This window comes from Pseudomonas sp. S36 (assembly GCF_016647875.1).
GTDB lineage: Bacteria > Pseudomonadota > Gammaproteobacteria > Pseudomonadales > Pseudomonadaceae > Aquipseudomonas > Aquipseudomonas parafulva.
Window position 1 is genome coordinate 1 of sequence record NZ_JACVVG010000071.1, and the last position, 17,570, is coordinate 17,570.

The 17,570-nt window shown below is 62.1% G+C and carries 17 protein-coding genes; 15 read left to right on the top strand and 2 right to left on the bottom strand.

The genetic code is table 11. The features are described 5' to 3' along the window. Positions 1-107: 107 nt before the first annotated feature. Complete coding sequence (rne, locus tag IAE36_RS22610) at positions 108-3,338, bottom strand: ribonuclease E (protein ID WP_201214865.1); 3,231 nt, start codon at positions 3,336-3,338, stop codon at positions 108-110. A 797-nt stretch (positions 3,339-4,135) separates the two neighbouring features. Here rne and rluC point away from each other — a divergent pair. The 3 genes from rluC to IAE36_RS22625 are packed head-to-tail and all read left to right on the top strand — an operon-like array spanning position 4,136 to position 6,752. Continuing rightward, positions 4,136-5,092, top strand: coding sequence for a 23S rRNA pseudouridine(955/2504/2580) synthase RluC (rluC, locus tag IAE36_RS22615; protein WP_201214867.1), 957 nt, complete (start codon positions 4,136-4,138; stop codon positions 5,090-5,092). Beyond that, positions 5,082-5,756, top strand: coding sequence for an HAD family hydrolase (locus IAE36_RS22620; protein WP_201214869.1), 675 nt, complete (start codon positions 5,082-5,084; stop codon positions 5,754-5,756). Before rluC ends, IAE36_RS22620 begins: the two co-directional genes overlap by 11 nt. A gap of 6 nt (positions 5,757-5,762) precedes the next feature. Beyond that, positions 5,763-6,752, top strand: a complete 990-nt coding sequence (locus IAE36_RS22625; protein WP_201214871.1) for a S49 family peptidase — start codon at positions 5,763-5,765, stop codon at positions 6,750-6,752. Positions 6,753-6,839: 87 nt separating this feature from the next. On the opposite strand, the gene IAE36_RS22630 is transcribed toward IAE36_RS22625, so the two are convergent. Continuing rightward, positions 6,840-7,418, bottom strand: coding sequence for a Maf family protein (locus IAE36_RS22630; RefSeq protein ID WP_201214872.1), 579 nt, complete (start codon positions 7,416-7,418; stop codon positions 6,840-6,842). A gap of 95 nt (positions 7,419-7,513) precedes the next feature. Between IAE36_RS22630 and IAE36_RS22635 the strand changes: the two genes are divergently transcribed. The 12 genes from IAE36_RS22635 to IAE36_RS22690 all read left to right on the top strand — a co-directional run bounded on the left by IAE36_RS22635 (position 7,514) and on the right by IAE36_RS22690 (position 17,409). Further along, positions 7,514-8,041, top strand: coding sequence for a YceD family protein (locus IAE36_RS22635; protein ID WP_080667849.1), 528 nt, complete (start codon positions 7,514-7,516; stop codon positions 8,039-8,041). A gap of 13 nt (positions 8,042-8,054) precedes the next feature. Beyond that, complete coding sequence (rpmF, locus tag IAE36_RS22640) at positions 8,055-8,237, top strand: 50S ribosomal protein L32 (protein WP_028633625.1); 183 nt, start codon at positions 8,055-8,057, stop codon at positions 8,235-8,237. Positions 8,238-8,240: 3 nt separating this feature from the next. Next, the gene (plsX, locus tag IAE36_RS22645) at positions 8,241-9,251 is read left to right on the top strand and encodes a phosphate acyltransferase PlsX (RefSeq protein WP_201214873.1); all 1,011 of its coding nucleotides are present in this window, start codon (positions 8,241-8,243) and stop codon (positions 9,249-9,251) included. Positions 9,252-9,401: 150 nt separating this feature from the next. Then, entirely contained in the window at positions 9,402-10,340 is a 939-nt protein-coding gene (gene fabD / locus IAE36_RS22650; RefSeq protein WP_201214874.1) for an ACP S-malonyltransferase, read from the top strand. Positions 10,341-10,355: 15 nt separating this feature from the next. Continuing rightward, positions 10,356-11,096 carry a 3-oxoacyl-ACP reductase FabG gene (gene fabG, locus IAE36_RS22655; protein WP_201214875.1) on the top strand — a complete coding sequence of 247 codons (741 nt, stop codon included), beginning with the start codon at positions 10,356-10,358 and terminating at the stop codon, positions 11,094-11,096. 202 nt (positions 11,097-11,298) lie between these two features. Further along, positions 11,299-11,535: an acyl carrier protein gene (gene acpP, locus IAE36_RS22660; RefSeq protein ID WP_028633629.1), complete on the top strand. Its 237-nt coding sequence runs from the start codon at positions 11,299-11,301 to the stop codon at positions 11,533-11,535. A gap of 190 nt (positions 11,536-11,725) precedes the next feature. After that, positions 11,726-12,970: a beta-ketoacyl-ACP synthase II gene (gene fabF, locus IAE36_RS22665; RefSeq protein ID WP_028633630.1), complete on the top strand. Its 1,245-nt coding sequence runs from the start codon at positions 11,726-11,728 to the stop codon at positions 12,968-12,970. Beyond that, positions 12,970-13,785, top strand: a complete 816-nt coding sequence (pabC, locus tag IAE36_RS22670) for an aminodeoxychorismate lyase (RefSeq protein ID WP_201214877.1) — start codon at positions 12,970-12,972, stop codon at positions 13,783-13,785. The genes fabF and pabC overlap by 1 nt, the downstream gene beginning before the upstream one ends. A gap of 4 nt (positions 13,786-13,789) precedes the next feature. Next, complete coding sequence (gene mltG / locus IAE36_RS22675; RefSeq protein ID WP_201214878.1) at positions 13,790-14,977, top strand: endolytic transglycosylase MltG; 1,188 nt, start codon at positions 13,790-13,792, stop codon at positions 14,975-14,977. Positions 14,978-14,986: 9 nt separating this feature from the next. After that, entirely contained in the window at positions 14,987-15,619 is a 633-nt protein-coding gene (tmk, locus tag IAE36_RS22680; RefSeq protein ID WP_201214879.1) for a dTMP kinase, read from the top strand. Beyond that, positions 15,612-16,598 (top strand): DNA polymerase III subunit delta', encoded by a 987-nt coding sequence (locus IAE36_RS22685; RefSeq protein ID WP_201214880.1) that lies wholly within the window; start codon positions 15,612-15,614, stop codon positions 16,596-16,598. The genes tmk and IAE36_RS22685 overlap by 8 nt, the downstream gene beginning before the upstream one ends. Before the next feature lie 28 nt (positions 16,599-16,626). Next, the gene (locus tag IAE36_RS22690; protein ID WP_201214881.1) at positions 16,627-17,409 is read left to right on the top strand and encodes a TatD family hydrolase; all 783 of its coding nucleotides are present in this window, start codon (positions 16,627-16,629) and stop codon (positions 17,407-17,409) included. The last annotated feature ends 161 nt before the right edge of the window (positions 17,410-17,570 follow it).

A 17,570-nucleotide genomic window follows, 5' to 3' on the forward strand; every position in this document is an offset into this window, starting at 1 on the left:
TCCGGAAAATCGGGATGGGAGGTGTAAACCTTATTCAGGACGGGACACAGGGAAATAAAAAGCCCCGCCAGTTTGCGCTGGCGGGGCTTTTTATTCAGCCGTGGTTATCAACCGTGATGAGGCTTGTGCTCATCGGCGGCTTCCAGGGCTGGCTGCTGCTGCGCGGCCTTGGCGGCAGCCTCGGCTTCGCGCTTACGGCGGCGCACTTCACGCGGGTCGTTCGGCGCGCGGCCGTTGGACAGCATGACGGTGGCAGGCTCTACTGCTGCCGGTGTTTCAGCGGCGGCGGCTTGCTCTTTTACAGGCTCGGGCTCGGCCACTGCTTCTGGTTGAACCTCTGCAACAGGTGCAGCTTCTTCAACCGCAGGGGTGGCTTGCGCAGCAGCCTGTGCCGGCTCGACAACGACCTGGGCCGGTTCGGCATCAGCCACTGGCGCCTCGGCTGGCAGGTGGATGACCGGCGCCGGCTCAACAGCTGGGGCTGCTTCAACAGCAGGCTGCGGTGCAACTTCCACCACGGGCTCTACAGCCGGCTCCACCACTGCAACAGGCTCGCTCACCGGCTGCTCGACCACCGGTGCGATGGCAATGGCCTGCTCGGTGGTTACGGCTTCGGGCTGTTCGGCAGGCTGTGCAGCTTCGGCGCTTTCATGCTCGACGACCGGAGCCACTTCAGCGGTGGCGCGCTCGGCCTGCTGATGGGCCTGGGCTTCGGCATTGGCGCTGATGTTGCTGGTGGCCACGGCTGCGGTGACAGCAACCCCTGCGGCGAGCTCCGCACCCAGTTCGGTTGCACCGTGCTGTTGAGGCTGCTCTTCGTTGCCTTCTTCTTCGCTGCCATCGATCAGCTCGCCATTGGCGTTGCGCTGACGCTCGCGACGATTGCTGCGGCGACGCTGGCCACGGGACCGGCGGCGTGGGCGCTCGTCATCGCTGCCTTCCTGGTCATCCTGCAGATGCTCTTCGTTCGGCAGTTGCTCTTCGGCCAGTTCGGCGGCCTGTTCAGTGGTTTCCACGGTAACGCGAGGTTGGCGCTCTTCACGCGGTGGGCGAGGTGAGCGCTCTTCGCGTGGGGCACGTTCTTCACGCGGAGTACGCTCTTCGCGGGGTGCACGCTCTTCACGCGGAGCGCGTTCCTCGCGGGGTGCGCGTTCTTCACGCGGAGCACGGTCCTCGCGAGGTGCGCGTTCTTCACGTGGTGCGCGCTCTTCGCGCGGAGCTCGCTCTTCCCGGGCTACACGTTCTTCACGTGGCTGGCGCTCTTCTCGTTCGGCAGGTGGGGTGGCGTCCAGCGGTTCACGCAATTCACGCACACGCTCTTCGTTTCGGTTGCCGCGGCGGTCTTCACGGGGCTGGCGCGGTGCACGTTCTTCACGCGGAGCACGTTCTTCGCGAGGCGCTCGTTCTTCACGCGGGGCACGCTCCTCTCGTGGCGCGCGTTCTTCACGCGGCGCGCGCTCGGCACGTTCCTCGCGCGGTTTGCGCTCCTCGTCACGGCGGCCGTTGCGGTTGCGCGATTGTTGGCGACCGTTACGGCGCTCTTCATTGCGCGAGCTACGCTCGGCAGCCGGCTTCTCGGCAGGGGTAACGACCGGCGCGGCAGCCGGCTCTTCCTTGCCGGCGAACAGGCTGACCAGCGACTTTACCAAACCCTTGAACAGGCTGGGTTCTGGCGCGCTCGGTGCTGGCGCCACCGGGGTGGCAGCAGGGGCTTCTTCGGCGGCGGCCGGAACCGGTGCGTTGGCGCGGGCGGGTGCAGTTTTCACCGCAGCTTCCTGGCGTACCAGCGTGCGGGTGGCGGTCGGCTGCGGCGCTTCCTCGGTTTCGGAGGCAGCGATCTCGTAGCTGGACTGGTTGTTCAGCACTTCCGGGTTGTCGTCGCGCAGGCGCTGGACTTCGAAGTGCGGCGTTTCCAGGTGATCGTTAGGCAGGATGATGATGCGTGCACGGGTGCGCAGCTCGATCTTGGTGATCGAGTTGCGTTTCTCGTTGAGCAGGAAAGCGGCCACCGGGATCGGTACCTGAGCCCGCACTTCGGCGGTGCGATCCTTCAGGGCCTCTTCTTCGATCAGGCGCAGGATGGCCAGCGACAGCGATTCGACGTCGCGGATGATGCCGGTGCCGGAGCAGCGTGGGCACACGATACCGCTGCTTTCGCCCAGCGATGGGCGCAGGCGCTGGCGAGACATCTCCAGCAAGCCAAAGCGCGAAATACGGCCAACCTGCACGCGGGCACGGTCGGCTTCCAGGCATTCACGCACACGTTCTTCGACAGCGCGCTGGTTCTTGGCGGGCGTCATGTCGATGAAGTCGATGACGATCAGGCCGCCGATGTCACGCAGGCGCAGCTGGCGGGCGATTTCCTCAGCCGCTTCCAGGTTGGTCTGCAAGGCGGTTTCTTCGATGTCGCTGCCCTTGGTGGCGCGCGCCGAGTTGATGTCGATGGACACCAGGGCCTCGGTAGGGTCGATCACGATCGAACCACCGGACGGCAGTTCGACCACGCGCTGGAAGGCGGTTTCGATCTGGCTTTCGATCTGGAAACGGTTGAACAGTGGCACGCTGTCTTCGTACAGCTTTACCTTGCTGGCGTACTGCGGCATGACCTGGCGGATGAAGGTGAGGGCTTCTTCCTGGGCATCGATGCTGTCGATCAGCACCTCGCCGATATCCTGGCGCAGGTAGTCGCGGATGGCGCGGATGATGACGTTGCTTTCCTGGTAGATCAGGAACGGTGCTGCGCGGTCCAGGGACGCTTCCTTGATGGCGGTCCACAGCTGCAGCAGGTAGTCGAGGTCCCACTGCATTTCTTCGCTGCTGCGGCCCAGGCCCGCGGTGCGCACGATCAGGCCCATGTCGCCGGGTACGGTCAAGCCGTTGAGGGCTTCACGCAGTTCGTTGCGCTCTTCGCCTTCGATGCGGCGGGAAATGCCGCCCGCACGCGGGTTGTTGGGCATCAGGACCAGGTAGCGGCCGGCCAGGCTGATGAAGGTGGTGAGGGCGGCGCCCTTGTTGCCACGCTCTTCTTTTTCGACCTGGACGATGACTTCCTGGCCTTCGCTGAGCACTTCCTTGATGTTGACCCGGCCTTCAGGGGCCTTCTTGAAGTATTCGCGGGAGATTTCTTTCAGCGGCAGGAAGCCGTGACGTTCGGAGCCGAAGTCGACGAAAGCGGCTTCGAGGCTGGGTTCGATGCGGGTGATCTTGCCCTTGTAGATGTTGGCCTTTTTCTGTTCACGCGCGCCGGACTCGATGTCCAGGTCGTACAGACGTTGGCCGTCTACCAGGGCTACACGCAACTCTTCGGGTTGAGTTGCGTTAATCAGCATTCTTTTCATGTTGTACCGTCGGTTTCCGGGCTGCCGGAAACGGCGTTCGGCACACACGACGTCTCATGGTCGGTGCCAAGGTGCGCAAAGGATGGCCGGGCCATCCCCGTGTCGAGCGGCGTTCGGCACCAGCCGGTTGCCCAGCCTGCCGTTGTCGCGACGACGCGTCCTGTTTGCTGCGGTGCCTACCCGGCCCCGGTGGCTTCGAATTGTTATCCGAATCAACCAAGCGGGCCTGGTGCACTCAGTCAGGAGGAGGAATCAACCGTCAGCCGTGGACGCCCGCAGGCGTCTGTTCAGGACCTTATCCGCTCACCCGCCATTGATTGAGGCGAGGGGCCGGACGCGGTGCTACACGGTCCGAGGGCTGTGCATCTCCACCCTGCACGTATCCCTGATAATTCGGGTGCTGCCGCGCGCTGAATCCGCAACGGGTTGCATTTTTCGCCAGCGCAGGTTCTGCGCTGGCGCCATTCATGTCCAAGGCAGGTATTTCCGAAGCATTCGCCGTGCGTTGCGTGAAAGCGACGGGCGGGTAGAGGTGCAGCGAAAGAAGCGGGTAAGCAGGTGAAACACCGCACTTGTCGTTTTTTTCGGTCTTCTCTACGCAGCGCTGGTGGCGATTCCAGGCAATTCGGTAAACTGGCGAAAACCCCGTAGGACGGCCTCGCGTCCTGGAGAATTGCGAAGGTCAGGGACCGGCAAAAGAGCCTGGTGCCGCTGGCCTGCCGCTTATGGCGGCGTTCGCGACTATAGCAGCAATGATTAAGTGCTTCAATTCCATAAAAAATTGTTATGATCCCGCCATGACGACCAATACCCCTCCGACTTCCGGCGTTCAGCTGATCGAAGTCGCGCCGGAGCTTGCCGGCCAACGCATCGACAATTTCCTCATCACAGCGCTCAAGGGTGTGCCCAAGACGCTGGTTTACCGCATCCTGCGCAAGGGTGAAGTGCGGGTCAACAAAGGCCGTGTGAAGCCCGAGTACAAGATCCAGGCCGGTGACATCGTGCGGGTCCCGCCGGTTCGCCTGCCCGAGCGTGACGCGCCAGCGCCGGTGGCCCAGGGCCTGTTGCAGCGCCTGGAGGCGGCCATTGTCCATGAGGACAAGGCGCTGATCGTGATGAACAAGCCGGCTGGCATTGCCGTGCACGGCGGCAGCGGCCTGAGCTTCGGGGTGATCGAGGCGTTGCGCCAGTTGCGCCCCGATGCCAAGGAGCTGGAGCTGGTGCATCGCCTGGACCGCGATACCTCCGGCCTGCTGATGATCGCCAAGAAGCGCAGCATGCTGCGCCACCTGCACGCAGCGCTGCGCGGCGATGGTGTCGACAAGCGTTACATGGCCCTGGTGCGCGGCCATTGGCCCACGTCGAAGAAGCAGGTCAATGCGCCGCTGCTCAAGAGCAACCTGCGCTCTGGTGAGCGCATGGTCGAAGTCAACGATGAGGGCAAGGAGGCCTTGACCCTGTTCCGGGTGCTGCGTCGTTTCGGTGAGTTCGCGACCATTGTCGAGGCCAGGCCCATCACTGGCCGGACGCACCAGATTCGCGTGCACGCACTGCACGCCGGCCACATGATTGCCGGTGACAGCAAATATGGCGACGAAGACTTCAGCCGCGAAATTCGCGAACTGGGCGGCAAGCGGCTGTTCCTGCATGCCTACGCCCTGACCGTGCCGCTGCCCGATGGTGGCGAGCTCAAGCTGGAGGCGCCCGTGGACGAAGTGTGGGCCAAGACCGTGGAGCGTTTGAGTGCGCCGTGACTACCAGCTGTTGATTTTCGATTGGGACGGCACCCTGGCCGACTCCATCGGGCGTATTGTCGAGTCCATGAATGCCGCTGCTGCGCGTGCAGGTGAGGCGCCCAGCCCCGAGCAGTCGGTCAAGGGCATCATTGGCCTGTCACTGGCCGAGGCCATCGAAACCCTGTACCCGCACCTGTCGCCGAGCCAGGTCGAGGTTTTCCGCCAGCACTATGCTGATATCTATACGGCGCTCGATCAGCACCCTTCGCCGCTGTTCGAAGGCGTGCGGGAATCGCTGGAGGCCTTCCGTGCCCAGGGTTATCGCCTGGCGGTGGCCACGGGCAAGGCGCGCCGAGGGCTGGATAGAGTTTTGAAGGCCAACGGCTGGGAGCAGTTCTTCGATATCACCCGCGCGGCGGACGAAACCCGTGGCAAGCCTCATCCGCTGATGCTTGAACACATTTTGAGTCACTGTGGCGTGCCGCCAGAGCGCGCGCTGATGGTGGGTGACTCGGCGTTCGATTTGCAGATGGCCAGCAATGCGGGCATGCATTCGGTCGCGGTGGGCTATGGTGCCATGTCGCTGCAGGCCTTGGCCGAGTTTGGCCCGCAGCTGTGCATCGATCACTTTTCCCAGTTACGCCAGTGGCTGGCCGGTAATCCAACTTCACTTCCAAGGTAGGTAAGCATGGCAGACGAATGGAAGGCGCCCGAGGCGGAGCCTGAGGAGCGCGAAGAGCGCAAGAGCTGGAAGCTGCTGGAGAAAACCCTGCTGGCCAGTGTTCAGGAGCAGCGCAGGTCGCGGCGCTGGGGGATTTTCTTCAAGCTGCTGACCTTCGTCTACCTGTTCGGCATTCTGGTGCTGTTCTCGCCTCTGATGGATATCGACAAGGCTGCCTCGCGCAGCACCAGCCATACGGCGTTGGTCGAGGTGCGCGGGGTCATTGCGGACCAAGAGGCGGCCAGTGCCGACAACATCGTCAAGAGCCTGCGCGAGGCGTTCAAGGACAGCAAGACCAAAGCGGTGGTGATGCGCATCAACAGCCCTGGTGGCAGCCCGGTACAGGCAGGCTACGTGTATGACGAAATTCGTCGTCTGCGCGCTGAATACCCGGCTATTAAGCTGTATGCGGTGATCACCGACCTGGGCGCCTCCGGTGCCTATTACATCGCCAGCGCCGCGGATGAAATCTATGCCGACAAGGCCAGCCTGGTTGGCTCCATCGGTGTCACTGCCGCGGGTTACGGGTTTGTAGGCACCATGGAGAAGCTGGGTGTTGAGCGGCGAGCCTACACCTCGGGTGAGCACAAGGCGTTTCTCGACCCGTTCTCGCCACAGAAGCCTGAAGAAACCCGCTTTTGGCAAGGCGTGCTGGATACCACCCACCAGCAGTTCATCGCCATGGTCAAGCAAGGGCGCGGCGAGCGCCTGAAGGATAAGGAGCACCCTGAGCTGTTCAGCGGCCTCGTGTGGTCGGGTGAGCAGGCCAAGGCCCTGGGCCTGGTGGATGGGCTGGGCAGCGCCAGTTACGTGGCGCGCGAAATCGTGGGCGAGAAAGAACTGGTGGATTTCACCGTCCAGGAGTCGCCGTTCGACCGCTTCTCCAAGCGCATGGGTGCCAGTGTGGCTGAGCACCTGGCGATGTGGATGGGCTTCCAGGGGCCGCAGTTGCGCTAAGGGCCTGTCGCGCGTTTTGCGGTGCTTGTGAGATCAAGCGCCGCTAGCGCGGCTCGATCTCACAAGCGCCAAAAAACTCAAGGCAGCCTACGGCACTACCACCCCTTCTTCGGTCAGCATATCCACCAGCCGAATCAGCGGCAGCCCGATCAGGCTGGTCGCATCGCAGCCGTGAGTGCTCTGGAACAAGCTCACCCCCAGCCCCTCCGCCTTGAAGCTACCGGCGCAATCGAGTGGCTGTTCTGCTGCGACATAGCGCTCCACTCGCTCCCTGCTCAATTCGCGCAGCGTCACCGTAAACGGCACGCAGTCCACCTGGCAGTGCCCGGTCGCGCTATTGAGCACTGCCAGCCCGGTGAGAAAGCTCACCTGCTGCCCGCTGCACGCCAGCAGCTGCTCGCAAGCCCGTTCGAAGGTCTGTGGCTTGCCCAGCACCTGCTCGCCCAGTACTGCAACCTGGTCTGAGCCAATGATCAGGTGCGCGGGGTGGCTGCCCGCCAAGGCTTCGGCCTTTTGCTTGGCCAGCCGGCGCACCAGTTCCACGGCGGGTTCGTCACCCCGTTGTTGCTCGTCAATATCGGGGCTTGCCCAGGTGAACGGCAGGCGCAGGCGTGCCAGTAATTCGCGGCGATAGGCAGAGCTGGACGCCAGTAACAGAGGAAGCATGGTAGACTCCTGAATCGGTTGAACAAATTCTATCACGCACGATGCCGCCAATTTCCTTTGACAGGGGCGGGGGGCATCCCTAGAATGCTGCGCCTATGTTGAATGACCCGATTCCACCTCACGTTGACCCGCGCAAATTAGCCGATCGTGGTGTAACCCTTACCGGTTCACTGCAACTCGCTGATTTGGAAAGACTCTGCGACCCGCTTTCCGACAATGTCGGTACGGTGCAGGCGAAGTTCGATTTTGAACGAGATGAACAGCACGTGGTGGTTATCCACAGTGCGCTGGACGTCGAAGTCAAGATGGTTTGCCAGCGTTGTCTTGAGCTGGTCACCCTGCCGATCCACAGCGAATGTACGTACGCTGTGGTGAAGGAGGGTGCGAATACCCAGTCGTTGCCGAAAGGCTATGACGTGCTGGAACTGGGCGAAGATCCTTTGGATCTGCAGGCGTTGGTCGAGGAAGAGCTTTTGCTCGCCTTGCCTATCGTGCCTGCTCATCATCCGGAAGAATGCCAGCAGCCGGCGGGCGCAGACGAGCCCGATTCGAGCAAGGACGAGGTATCGCGGTCCAACCCGTTCAGTGTTTTGGCGCAGTTAAAGCGTGACCCAAACGTTTAGGAGTTAATCAATTATGGCTGTTCAGCAGAACAAAAAATCCCGCTCTGCCCGTGACATGCGTCGTTCGCACGATGCCCTGTCGGAAAACGCACTGTCGGTAGAGAAGTCCACCGGTGAAGTCCACCTGCGCCACCACGTTTCGCCAGAAGGCGTTTACCGTGGTCGCAAAGTGGTCGACAAGGGCGCTGACGAGTAATCCTTGTCCGCTCAGATCATCGCGATCGACGCAATGGGCGGGGACTTCGGTCCCCGCAGCATTGTCCAGGCTAGCATTGCCTGCCTTTCTGCAAACCCCTCGCTGCACCTGACCCTCGTCGGTCAACCCTCCCTCCTGGAAGAACTCATCAGTGGCATCTCGGCTGCCGATCGCTTGCGCCTGCACATTGCGCCTGCCAGCGAGGTGGTCGGCATGGATGAGCGTCCATCCCAGGTGTTGCGTGGCAAGCCAGACTCATCGATGCGCGTGGCGCTCGAACTGGTCCGCGATGGCAAGGCGCAAGCGTGCGTCAGTGCCGGCAATACCGGGGCGTTGATGGCGCTGTCCCGATTCGTGCTCAAGACGCTGCCAGGTATTGATCGCCCGGCCATGGTGGCGGCGCTGCCTACGCGTACCGGGTTCTGTCAGTTGCTCGACCTGGGCGCCAACGTTGACTGCACCGCCGAGCATCTCTATCAGTTTGCCGTCATGGGGTCGGTTGCCGCCCAAGTGCAGGGCGTGCAGCGCCCGCGGGTAGGCTTGTTGAACGTGGGTACCGAAGACATCAAGGGCAACCAGCAGGTAAAGCTGGCTGCCAGCCTGTTGCAGAACGCCCGCGGGCTTAACTACGTGGGCTTCGTCGAAGGCGACGGGTTGTACCAGGGTGTTGCTGATGTGGTGGTGTGTGACGGCTTTGTTGGCAACATCCTGCTCAAGTCCAGCGAAGGGCTGGCGAGCATGATTGGCGAACGCGTCGAGCAGGTGTTCCGGCGCGGCATGTTGTCGCGCCTGGCCGGTTTGGTGGCCATGCCACTGCTCAAGCGCCTGCAGGCAGACCTGGCGCCTGCACGCCACAACGGTGCCAGTTTCCTGGGCTTGCAGGGCATCGTCATCAAGAGCCATGGCTCGGCAGGTGTACAGGGGTTGCAGAGCGCCATCGAGCGGGCGTTGATCGAGATCCGGCAAGACCTGCCGCAGCGGCTGCATGGGCGCCTGGAGGATTTGCTGCTGTAGCGTCGACCCAGCGAAGGCCTTAGGCATATCGGCGATGAAATGCTTAAATGTGACCGCTTGGTCTGTATTTCCATCCAAGTTTTCAGATTCTGCGCCGGGCTCAAGGCCTGTCGCACCCTATCCGACGACAAGATCATAAGGGCTTGTTCAATGTCTGCATCTCTCGCATTCGTCTTTCCCGGTCAAGGTTCCCAGTCGCTGGGCATGCTCGCCGAGCTCGGCGCCGAGAAGCCGGTGATCATCGAAACCTTCAAGGAAGCGTCCGAAGCACTGGGCTATGACTTGTGGAAGCTGGTTCAGGAAGGCCCGGAAGAGCAACTTAACCAGACCGACAAGACTCAGCCGGCCATCCTCGCCGCCTCTATCGCGCTGTGGCGCCTGTGGCTGGAAGAGGGGGGTGCCAAGCCGGCGTTCGTCTCTGGCCATAGCCTGGGTGAGTACAGCGCTCTGGTAGCGGCTGGCAGTATCACTTTGAAAGACGCCGTCCGCCTGGTCGAGCGCCGCGGCCAGCTGATGCAAGAAGCCGTGCCTGCCGGCCACGGTGCCATGGCAGCCATTCTGGGGCTGGATGATGCCGTAGTGGTACAAATTTGCGCCGAGGCTGCCGAGGATGAAGTGGTCAGTGCTGTCAACTTCAACTCCCCCGGCCAGGTTGTCATTGCTGGCAATAAGGCTGCCGTGGATCGTGCCATGGAGTTGTGCAAGGCCAAAGGTGCCAAGCGTGCCTTGCCGCTGGCCGTCAGTGTGCCCTCCCATTGTGCTTTGATGAAGCCTGCTGCCGAGCGCTTTGCCGAGGCGGTCAACGCCATCGATTGGCAAGCGCCGCAGATCCCCGTGGTGCAGAACGTCACTGCCGCCGTTGCGCCAGGCCTCGATGCCCTGAAGCAGGACCTGCTGGCACAGTTGTATCAGCCCGTGCGCTGGGTGGAGTGCGTACAGGCGTTGGCTGCCAATGGCGCGGTCAACCTGGTCGAGTGCGGCCCTGGCAAGGTGTTGGCTGGGCTTAACAAGCGTTGCGCCGATGGCGTGAGCACTTACAACCTCAATACCCCCGACGCTGTCGCCGCCACCCGCGCGGCGCTGGCCTGAACTGGAGAAACTTGCATGAGCCTGCAAGGTAAAGTTGCACTGGTCACTGGTGCCAGCCGTGGCATCGGCCAGGCGATCGCCCTGGAACTCGGCCGCCAGGGTGCCATCGTGATTGGCACCGCTACATCGGCCTCCGGTGCCGAGCGTATTGCCGCCACCCTGAAAGAGCACGGCGTGGCCGGTAACGGCATGGAGCTGAACGTGACCAGCGCAGAGTCCGTCGAAACCGTGCTGGCCGCCATTGGTGAGCAGTTCGGCCCGCCGGCAATCCTGGTCAACAATGCTGGCATCACCCGTGACAACCTGATGCTGCGCATGAAGGATGACGAGTGGTTCGATGTCATCGATACCAATCTCAACAGCCTGTACCGGCTGTCCAAGGGTGTGTTGCGTGGCATGACCAAGGCCCGTTGGGGCCGTATCATCAGCATCGGCTCGGTAGTCGGCGCCATGGGTAACGCCGGGCAGGCCAACTACGCTGCTGCCAAGGCTGGCCTGGAAGGTTTCAGCCGCGCCCTGGCGCGTGAAGTGGGTTCGCGGGGCATTACCGTCAATTCGGTAACCCCGGGCTTCATCGATACAGACATGACGCGCGAGCTTCCTGAGGCCCAACGTCAGGCCTTGCAGACCCAGATTCCGCTGGGCCGCCTGGGTCAGGCAGAAGAAATCGCCAAGGTGGTTTCGTTCCTGGCGTCGGAAGGTGCAGCCTATGTGACCGGTGCTACCGTGCCGGTCAATGGCGGCATGTACATGTAATATCGCAACTCAATGTGACGGATTCAGTAAAAAAAGAGTCATACTGCGAGCCTAAAATCCGTTATAAAGCTGCAATCAGATTCCGGGCGGCGGGTGCGGTGCTGAAGGGAGAGGCGCGTTTAGCTTGAAAAGCAGGCGTTCTTCTATAAAATTAGCCACCGGCCAGCTGCCTGACATATATCCATTAGGAGTAAACCTAGGTATGAGCAACATCGAAGAACGCGTCAAGAAAATCGTCGCCGAGCAACTGGGCGTCAAGCAAGAAGAAGTGACTAACGAGAAGTCCTTCGTCGATGACCTGGGTGCCGATTCGCTTGACACCGTTGAGCTGGTGATGGCTCTGGAAGAGGAATTCGAGACCGAAATCCCTGACGAAGAAGCCGAGAAGATCACTACCGTTCAAGCTGCTATCGACTACGTCAACGCCCACCAGGCCTAAGACGCTGCAGTCGACGCTTCTTGTCGGGAAAAACCGCACTGCCTTCGCCGGCGTGCGGTTTTTTCTTTGCAAGCGTCCCGTTTCAAACGATGGGGTGTCCGGCCCCGGGCATCGAGAGCTTGTTGCCATTTCATTTCCATTGCGTTGAATGCAATGGCAAGAAACTCTGACATTAGAAAAGGAGAGTACTGTGTCGCGTAGACGCGTCGTGGTCACCGGTATGGGCATGCTGTCGCCACTGGGTACCGATGTACCGAGCACATGGCAAGGCATTCTGGCTGGCCGTAGTGGCATCGGTCCAATCGAACACACGGACCTTTCTGCCTACTCCACCCGTTTTGGCGGCTCGGTCAAAGGCTTCGAGGTCGAGCAATACCTGTCGGCCAAAGAGGCCCGCAAGCTTGACCTGTTCATCCAGTACGGCCTGGCCGCAGGCTTCCAGGCCGTGCGCAATGCCGGCCTTGAAGTGACCGACGCCAACCGCGAGCGCATCGGCGTTGCCATGGGGTCTGGTATTGGCGGGCTGACCAACATCGAAGAAACCAGCCGCACGCTGCACGATTCCGGCCCACGGCGCATTTCGCCGTTCTTCGTGCCGGGCTCGATCATCAACATGATCTCGGGCTTCCTGTCGATTCACCTGGGTTTACAGGGGCCGAACTACGCCATCGCCACCGCTTGCACCACCGGTACTCATTGCATCGGCATGGCGGCGCGCAACATTGCTTACGGTGAAGCGGATGTGATGATCGCCGGCGGTGCTGAAATGGCCGCCTGCGGCCTCGGCATGGGCGGTTTCGGCGCTTCGCGTGCGCTTTCTACGCGCAACGACGAGCCGAGCCGCGCAAGCCGCCCCTGGGACAAGGGCCGTGATGGCTTCGTACTGTCCGATGGCGCTGGCGCATTGGTGCTTGAGGAACTCGAGCACGCCCAGGCCCGTGGTGCCACCATCTACGCAGAGCTGGTGGGTTTTGGCATGAGTGGCGACGCCTACCACATGACCTCGCCGCCTGAAACCGGCGAAGGCGCTGCACGGTGCATGGCCAACGCCCTGCGCGATGCCGGTGTTGAACCGCACGAGGTCAGCTACATCAATGCCCACGGCACCTCGACCCCAGCAGGCGACCTGGCCGAAGTGTCGGCGATCAAACGTGTATTTGGCGAGCATGCCTACAAACTGGCCGTGAGCTCGACCAAGTCGATGACAGGCCATCTGTTGGGTGCAGCAGGTGCGGTTGAAGCGATCTTCAGCGTGCTGGCCATCAACAGCCAGATGGCTCCGCCAACCATCAACCTCGACGAGCCGGACGAAGGATGTGACCTGGACTTCGTGCCGCACCAGGCGCGCAGCATGCCGATCGACGTGGTGCTGTCCAACTCCTTCGGTTTTGGTGGCACCAATGGCTCCCTGGTGTTCCGCCGGTTTGCCGGCTGATGCACAGCTGGGTAGATGGCCAACCCCAGGCTGCGGTTAACCTGCAGAACCGGGGCCTGGCCTACGGCGATGGTGTGTTTGAAACCATCGCCGTGCGTCACGGCCGGCCCAGCCTGCTGGGCGAACACATGGCGCGTTTGGCCTTGGGGTGTCAACGCCTGTTCATCCCGGTGGATGTGGCACTGGTCGCCGATGAGCTTCAACGCTTTGCCAGCCAGCTAGGGGAAGGCGTCGCCAAACTGATCCTCACCCGTGGCGACAGCCAGCGTGGCTACGCGCCCGTGGCGGATGCGCCAGCCCGGCGTATCCTGCAAGCCAGCCCACTGCCGGCCTATCCCCAGTCCTACGGCGATCAGGGCGTGCGCCTTTTTCTCTGCAAGACGCGGCTTGGGGAACAACCCTTGCTGGCAGGCCTCAAACACCTCAACCGCCTGGAGCAGGTACTGGCCCGTGCCGAGTGGCAGGGCAGTGAACATGCAGAAGGCCTGATGTGTGATGGGCATGACCGGATCATCGAAGGGGTGTACAGCAACCTGTTTCTGGTGCGCGACGGTACGCTGCTCACTGCTGACCTGCAGCGCTGCGGCGTGGCAGGGGTAATGCGCGCCGCGTTGTTGCAGCAGGCCCCATTGCTCGGCATCCCCTCACACGTGCGTGACCTGCCGTACCCTGAGCTTGAGCAAGCCGACGAAGTATTTGTTTGCAACAGCGTGTACGGCATATGGCCCGTGCGCAGTGCAGGCGAGCTAAACTGGTCGCCTGGCCCGCTCACGCGTAAATTGCAGGCTGTCGCCCGTACGTTACTGGAAACCTGAATTCGTGAGACGTAAATTCCTGCTGCTGCTGGAAATGGGCTTGATCATTGCCGGCCTTGCGCTTGGCTGGTCGGCCTGGAAGGTTCACGCTGTGCTGGACCAGCCCCTGCACGTGGAGCAGGAGCGCCTGCTGGACGTGCCCAACGGTGCCACCCCCAACCGCATGTTCTACCGCATGCAGCAGGAGGGCCTGCTGGATGATGCTCTATGGCTGCGCCTGTACTGGCGGTTCAACATGGCCGGCGTGCCATTGCATACCGGGGAGTACCGGCTTACCCCAGGCATGACGGTTGAGCAGCTGTTTGATGCCTGGCGGCGCGGTGATGTGGTGCAGTACAACCTCACCTTGGTGGAGGGTTGGACATTCCGCCAGGTGCGCACGGCTGTCGCCAGGCACGAGAAGATCAAGCAGACCCTGGACGGGCTATCGGATGCAGAGGTCATGGACAAGCTGGGTCACACCGGTGTGTTCCCTGAGGGCCGCTTCTTCCCCGATACCTACCGGTTCGTGCGCGGCATGACCGATGTCGAGCTGCTGCAGCAGGCCTATATGCGCCTGGAAGAAGTTCTGGCTAAAGAATGGGCCGATCGTACGCGTGACCTGCCATACCGTGACCCCTACCAGGCGCTGATCATGGCATCGCTGGTGGAAAAGGAAACCGGTATTCCCCAGGAGCGTGGGCAGATTGCCGGCGTGTTCGTGCGGCGTCTGCGCCTGGGCATGATGTTGCAGACCGACCCCACGGTGATCTACGGCATGGGCGAACGCTACAACGGCAGAATCACCCGCGCCGACCTGCGTGAGCCCACGCCCTACAACACCTATACCATCACCGGGCTGCCACCCACGCCTATCGCCATGGTGGGCCGTGAAGCCATCCATGCCGCGCTTAACCCGGCGGATGGCACCAGCCTGTATTTCGTTGCGCGCGGTGATGGCAGCCATGTGTTTTCCGATGATCTGGACGACCATAACTCCGCCGTGCGCGAGTTCCAGATAAAGCGGCGGGCGGACTACCGCTCCAGCCCCGCACCTCAGACAACCCAGCCGGGTGGCGAAGCCGCCGCCCAGCCTCAGGCAGACAGCACCGGCCAGCCCCCTGAGCCGTCGCCACCCGCTGAGCCGGCCGGCAATGGCAGCGCCAGCGACGCGCCGGCCACCGCGCCGACGACGCCTGAAGTAAAACATTAAGGACTGCCCGTGACCGGCTTGTTTATTACTCTGGAAGGCCCCGAAGGCGCAGGCAAGAGCACTAACCGTGACTACCTCGCTGCGCGCCTGCGCGAGCAGGGGCTGGATGTGGTGTTGACCCGTGAACCCGGCGGCACGCCATTGGCCGAAAAAATCAGGGAGCTGCTGCTGGCCCCCAGTGACGAGGCGATGGCTGCCGACACCGAGCTCCTGCTGGTATTCGCCGCCCGTGCCCAGCACTTGGCGCAGGTGATACGGCCAGCGCTGGCGCGGGGTGCGGTTGTACTGTGTGACCGCTTTACCGATGCCACCTACGCTTACCAAGGCGGTGGTCGCGGCTTGTCGGTTGCGCGTATCGCCACCCTCGAGCAGTTCGTGCAAGGGGACTTGCGTCCTGATTTGACCCTGATCTTCGACTTGCCGGTCGAAGTCGGCTTGGCCCGAGCGGCGGCCCGCGGCCGCCTGGACCGTTTCGAACAGGAAGGGCAGGCCTTCTTCGAAGCGGTGCGCCATGCTTATCTGCAACGGGCCGAGCGAGAGCCCCACCGTTATAGCCATCTGGATGCCGCGCAGTCGCTTGACGCAGTCCAGCGGGCCATCGACGGGCTGGTGCCTGGTATCGTGGAACGCTGCCGTGGCTGATGGCTACCCATGGCAACAGGCGCTGTGGGAGCAACTTGCCGGTCGCGCCCAGCACGCCCATGCTTACTTGCTGCACGGCCCGCAAGGCACCGGCAAACGGACGTTGGCCGAGCGCCTGATGGCACGGTTGCTGTGTCAGCAGCCTCAGGGTACGGAGGCGTGCGGCACCTGCAAGTCGTGCCATTTGCTCAAGGCCGGTAGCCACCCGGATAATTTCATCTTGGAGCCCGAAGAGCTCGACAAACCGATCAAGGTTGACCAGGTGCGCGAGTTGGTCGCCTTCGTGGTGCAGACGGCGCAACTGGGTGGTCGCAAGGTAGTCCTGATTGAGCCGGTCGAGGCCATGAACGTCAACGCCTCGAACGCCTTGCTCAAAAGCCTGGAAGAGCCCTCGGGCGATACCGTCCTGCTGCTGGTGACGCACCAACCGAGCCGCCTTCTGCCTACCATCAAAAGCCGGTGCCAGCAGGTGGCGTGCCCGCAGCCCAGCCAGGCCCAGAGCCAGGCTTGGCTGGCCGGAGCCTTGCCAGGCAGTGATGAAAGTGAGCGCGCGGAGCTTTTGGCACTGGCCGCAGGTTCGCCACTGCTTGCAGTCAGCCTGCAGGCGCAGGGCGTTCGAGAACAGCGCGCGCTGGTTGCCGATGGGGTGAAGAAGTTGCTTAAACAGCAGGCTTTCCCCAGCCAACTGGCGGAGGCATGGACCGGCGTGCCGCTGCTGCTGTTGTTCGACTGGTTCTGCGATTGGGCGCACCTGATCTTGCGCTACCAATTGACCCAGGACGAGGACGGCCTAGGGTTGGCCGACATGCGCAAGGTGGTGCAATACCTGGCCCAGAAAAGTCGGCCGGCCAAGGTGCTTGAGGTTCAGACATGGACTTTGGAGCAGCGCCAGAAGGTGCTTGGCAAGGCCAACCTGAACCGTGTTCTGTTGCTCGAATCGCTGCTGGCCCACTGGTTGCAATTGCCAGCTGCCCGCTGATTTTCATTCATTTTTGTGTGCGTAGCCCATGCTTGTAGATTCCCATTGCCATCTGGACCGTCTGGACCTCACTGCTCACCAGGGCTCGCTCGATGCGGCGTTGGAGGCGGCACGTGGTCGGGGCGTAGGCCATTTTCTGTGCATCGGCGTGAGCGCCGAAAATGCCGGCGCGGTGAAAGCGCTCACTGAGCAGTACGCTGATGTGGACTGCTCGGTAGGCGTGCATCCACTGGACCTGGCGCCGGGCGAAACCCCTGCGCTTGAGTGGTTGCTGCATGAGCTGTCGCATCCTCATGTGGTGGCAATCGGTGAAACCGGGCTGGATTACCACTACGAGCCTGAAGCTGCCGAGCTTCAGCAGGCGTCTTTCCGCTTGCACCTGGAAGCCTCGCGGCAGACGGGCAAGCCGGTGATTGTGCATACCCGGGCGGCACGGGCTGATACGCTGACGCTTTTGCGCGAAGCAAGCCTGCCTCAGGCGGGCGTGCTGCACTGCTTTACTGAAGATTGGGAAATGGCCAAGGCAGCGCTGGACCTTGGCTATTACATCTCGTTGTCGGGCATCGTCACCTTCCGCAATGCTGACGCGTTGCGGGAAGTGGCCAGGCAGGTGCCTGCTGATCGTCTTCTGGTGGAAACCGATGCGCCGTACCTTGCGCCAATTCCCCATCGTGGCAAACCGAACCTCCCGCAATATGTGCGTGAAGTTGCAGAGTATGTCGCTTCGCTGCGGGGTGCCAGTTACGAGCAGTTGGCCGAACAGACAACCACCAACTTCAAACGCCTGTTCCCACTGGCAAGGGTCGCCTGAAGCAGTCGATTAAGTGTCGTTGCTGTTGCTGTTGCTGTTGCTGTGCTGTGCTGTTGCTTCTAAGTGCGCGATAGTCCAGGCAACACAGATTGCGACTTCAGGAGGCCGAACGCAGGGCTTGCGGAGGGAGGTGACGGGCATGGATGCCCGTCAAGCGCTGA

Bases quoted from the DNA above. Each gene is read 5' to 3' on its own strand.
- rne (WP_201214865.1), bottom strand. From the start codon at position 3,338: ATGAAAAGAATGCTGATTAACGCAACTCAACCCGAAGAGTTGCGTGTA.
- rluC (WP_201214867.1), top strand. From the start codon at position 4,136: ATGACGACCAATACCCCTCCGACTTCCGGCGTTCAGCTGATCGAAGTC.
- IAE36_RS22625 (WP_201214871.1), top strand. From the start codon at position 5,763: ATGGCAGACGAATGGAAGGCGCCCGAGGCGGAGCCTGAGGAGCGCGAA.
- IAE36_RS22630 (WP_201214872.1), bottom strand. From the start codon at position 7,418: ATGCTTCCTCTGTTACTGGCGTCCAGCTCTGCCTATCGCCGCGAATTA.
- IAE36_RS22635 (WP_080667849.1), top strand. From the start codon at position 7,514: ATGTTGAATGACCCGATTCCACCTCACGTTGACCCGCGCAAATTAGCC.
- rpmF (WP_028633625.1), top strand. From the start codon at position 8,055: ATGGCTGTTCAGCAGAACAAAAAATCCCGCTCTGCCCGTGACATGCGT.
- fabD (WP_201214874.1), top strand. From the start codon at position 9,402: ATGTCTGCATCTCTCGCATTCGTCTTTCCCGGTCAAGGTTCCCAGTCG.
- fabG (WP_201214875.1), top strand. From the start codon at position 10,356: ATGAGCCTGCAAGGTAAAGTTGCACTGGTCACTGGTGCCAGCCGTGGC.
- acpP (WP_028633629.1), top strand. From the start codon at position 11,299: ATGAGCAACATCGAAGAACGCGTCAAGAAAATCGTCGCCGAGCAACTG.
- pabC (WP_201214877.1), top strand. From the start codon at position 12,970: ATGCACAGCTGGGTAGATGGCCAACCCCAGGCTGCGGTTAACCTGCAG.
- IAE36_RS22690 (WP_201214881.1), top strand. From the start codon at position 16,627: ATGCTTGTAGATTCCCATTGCCATCTGGACCGTCTGGACCTCACTGCT.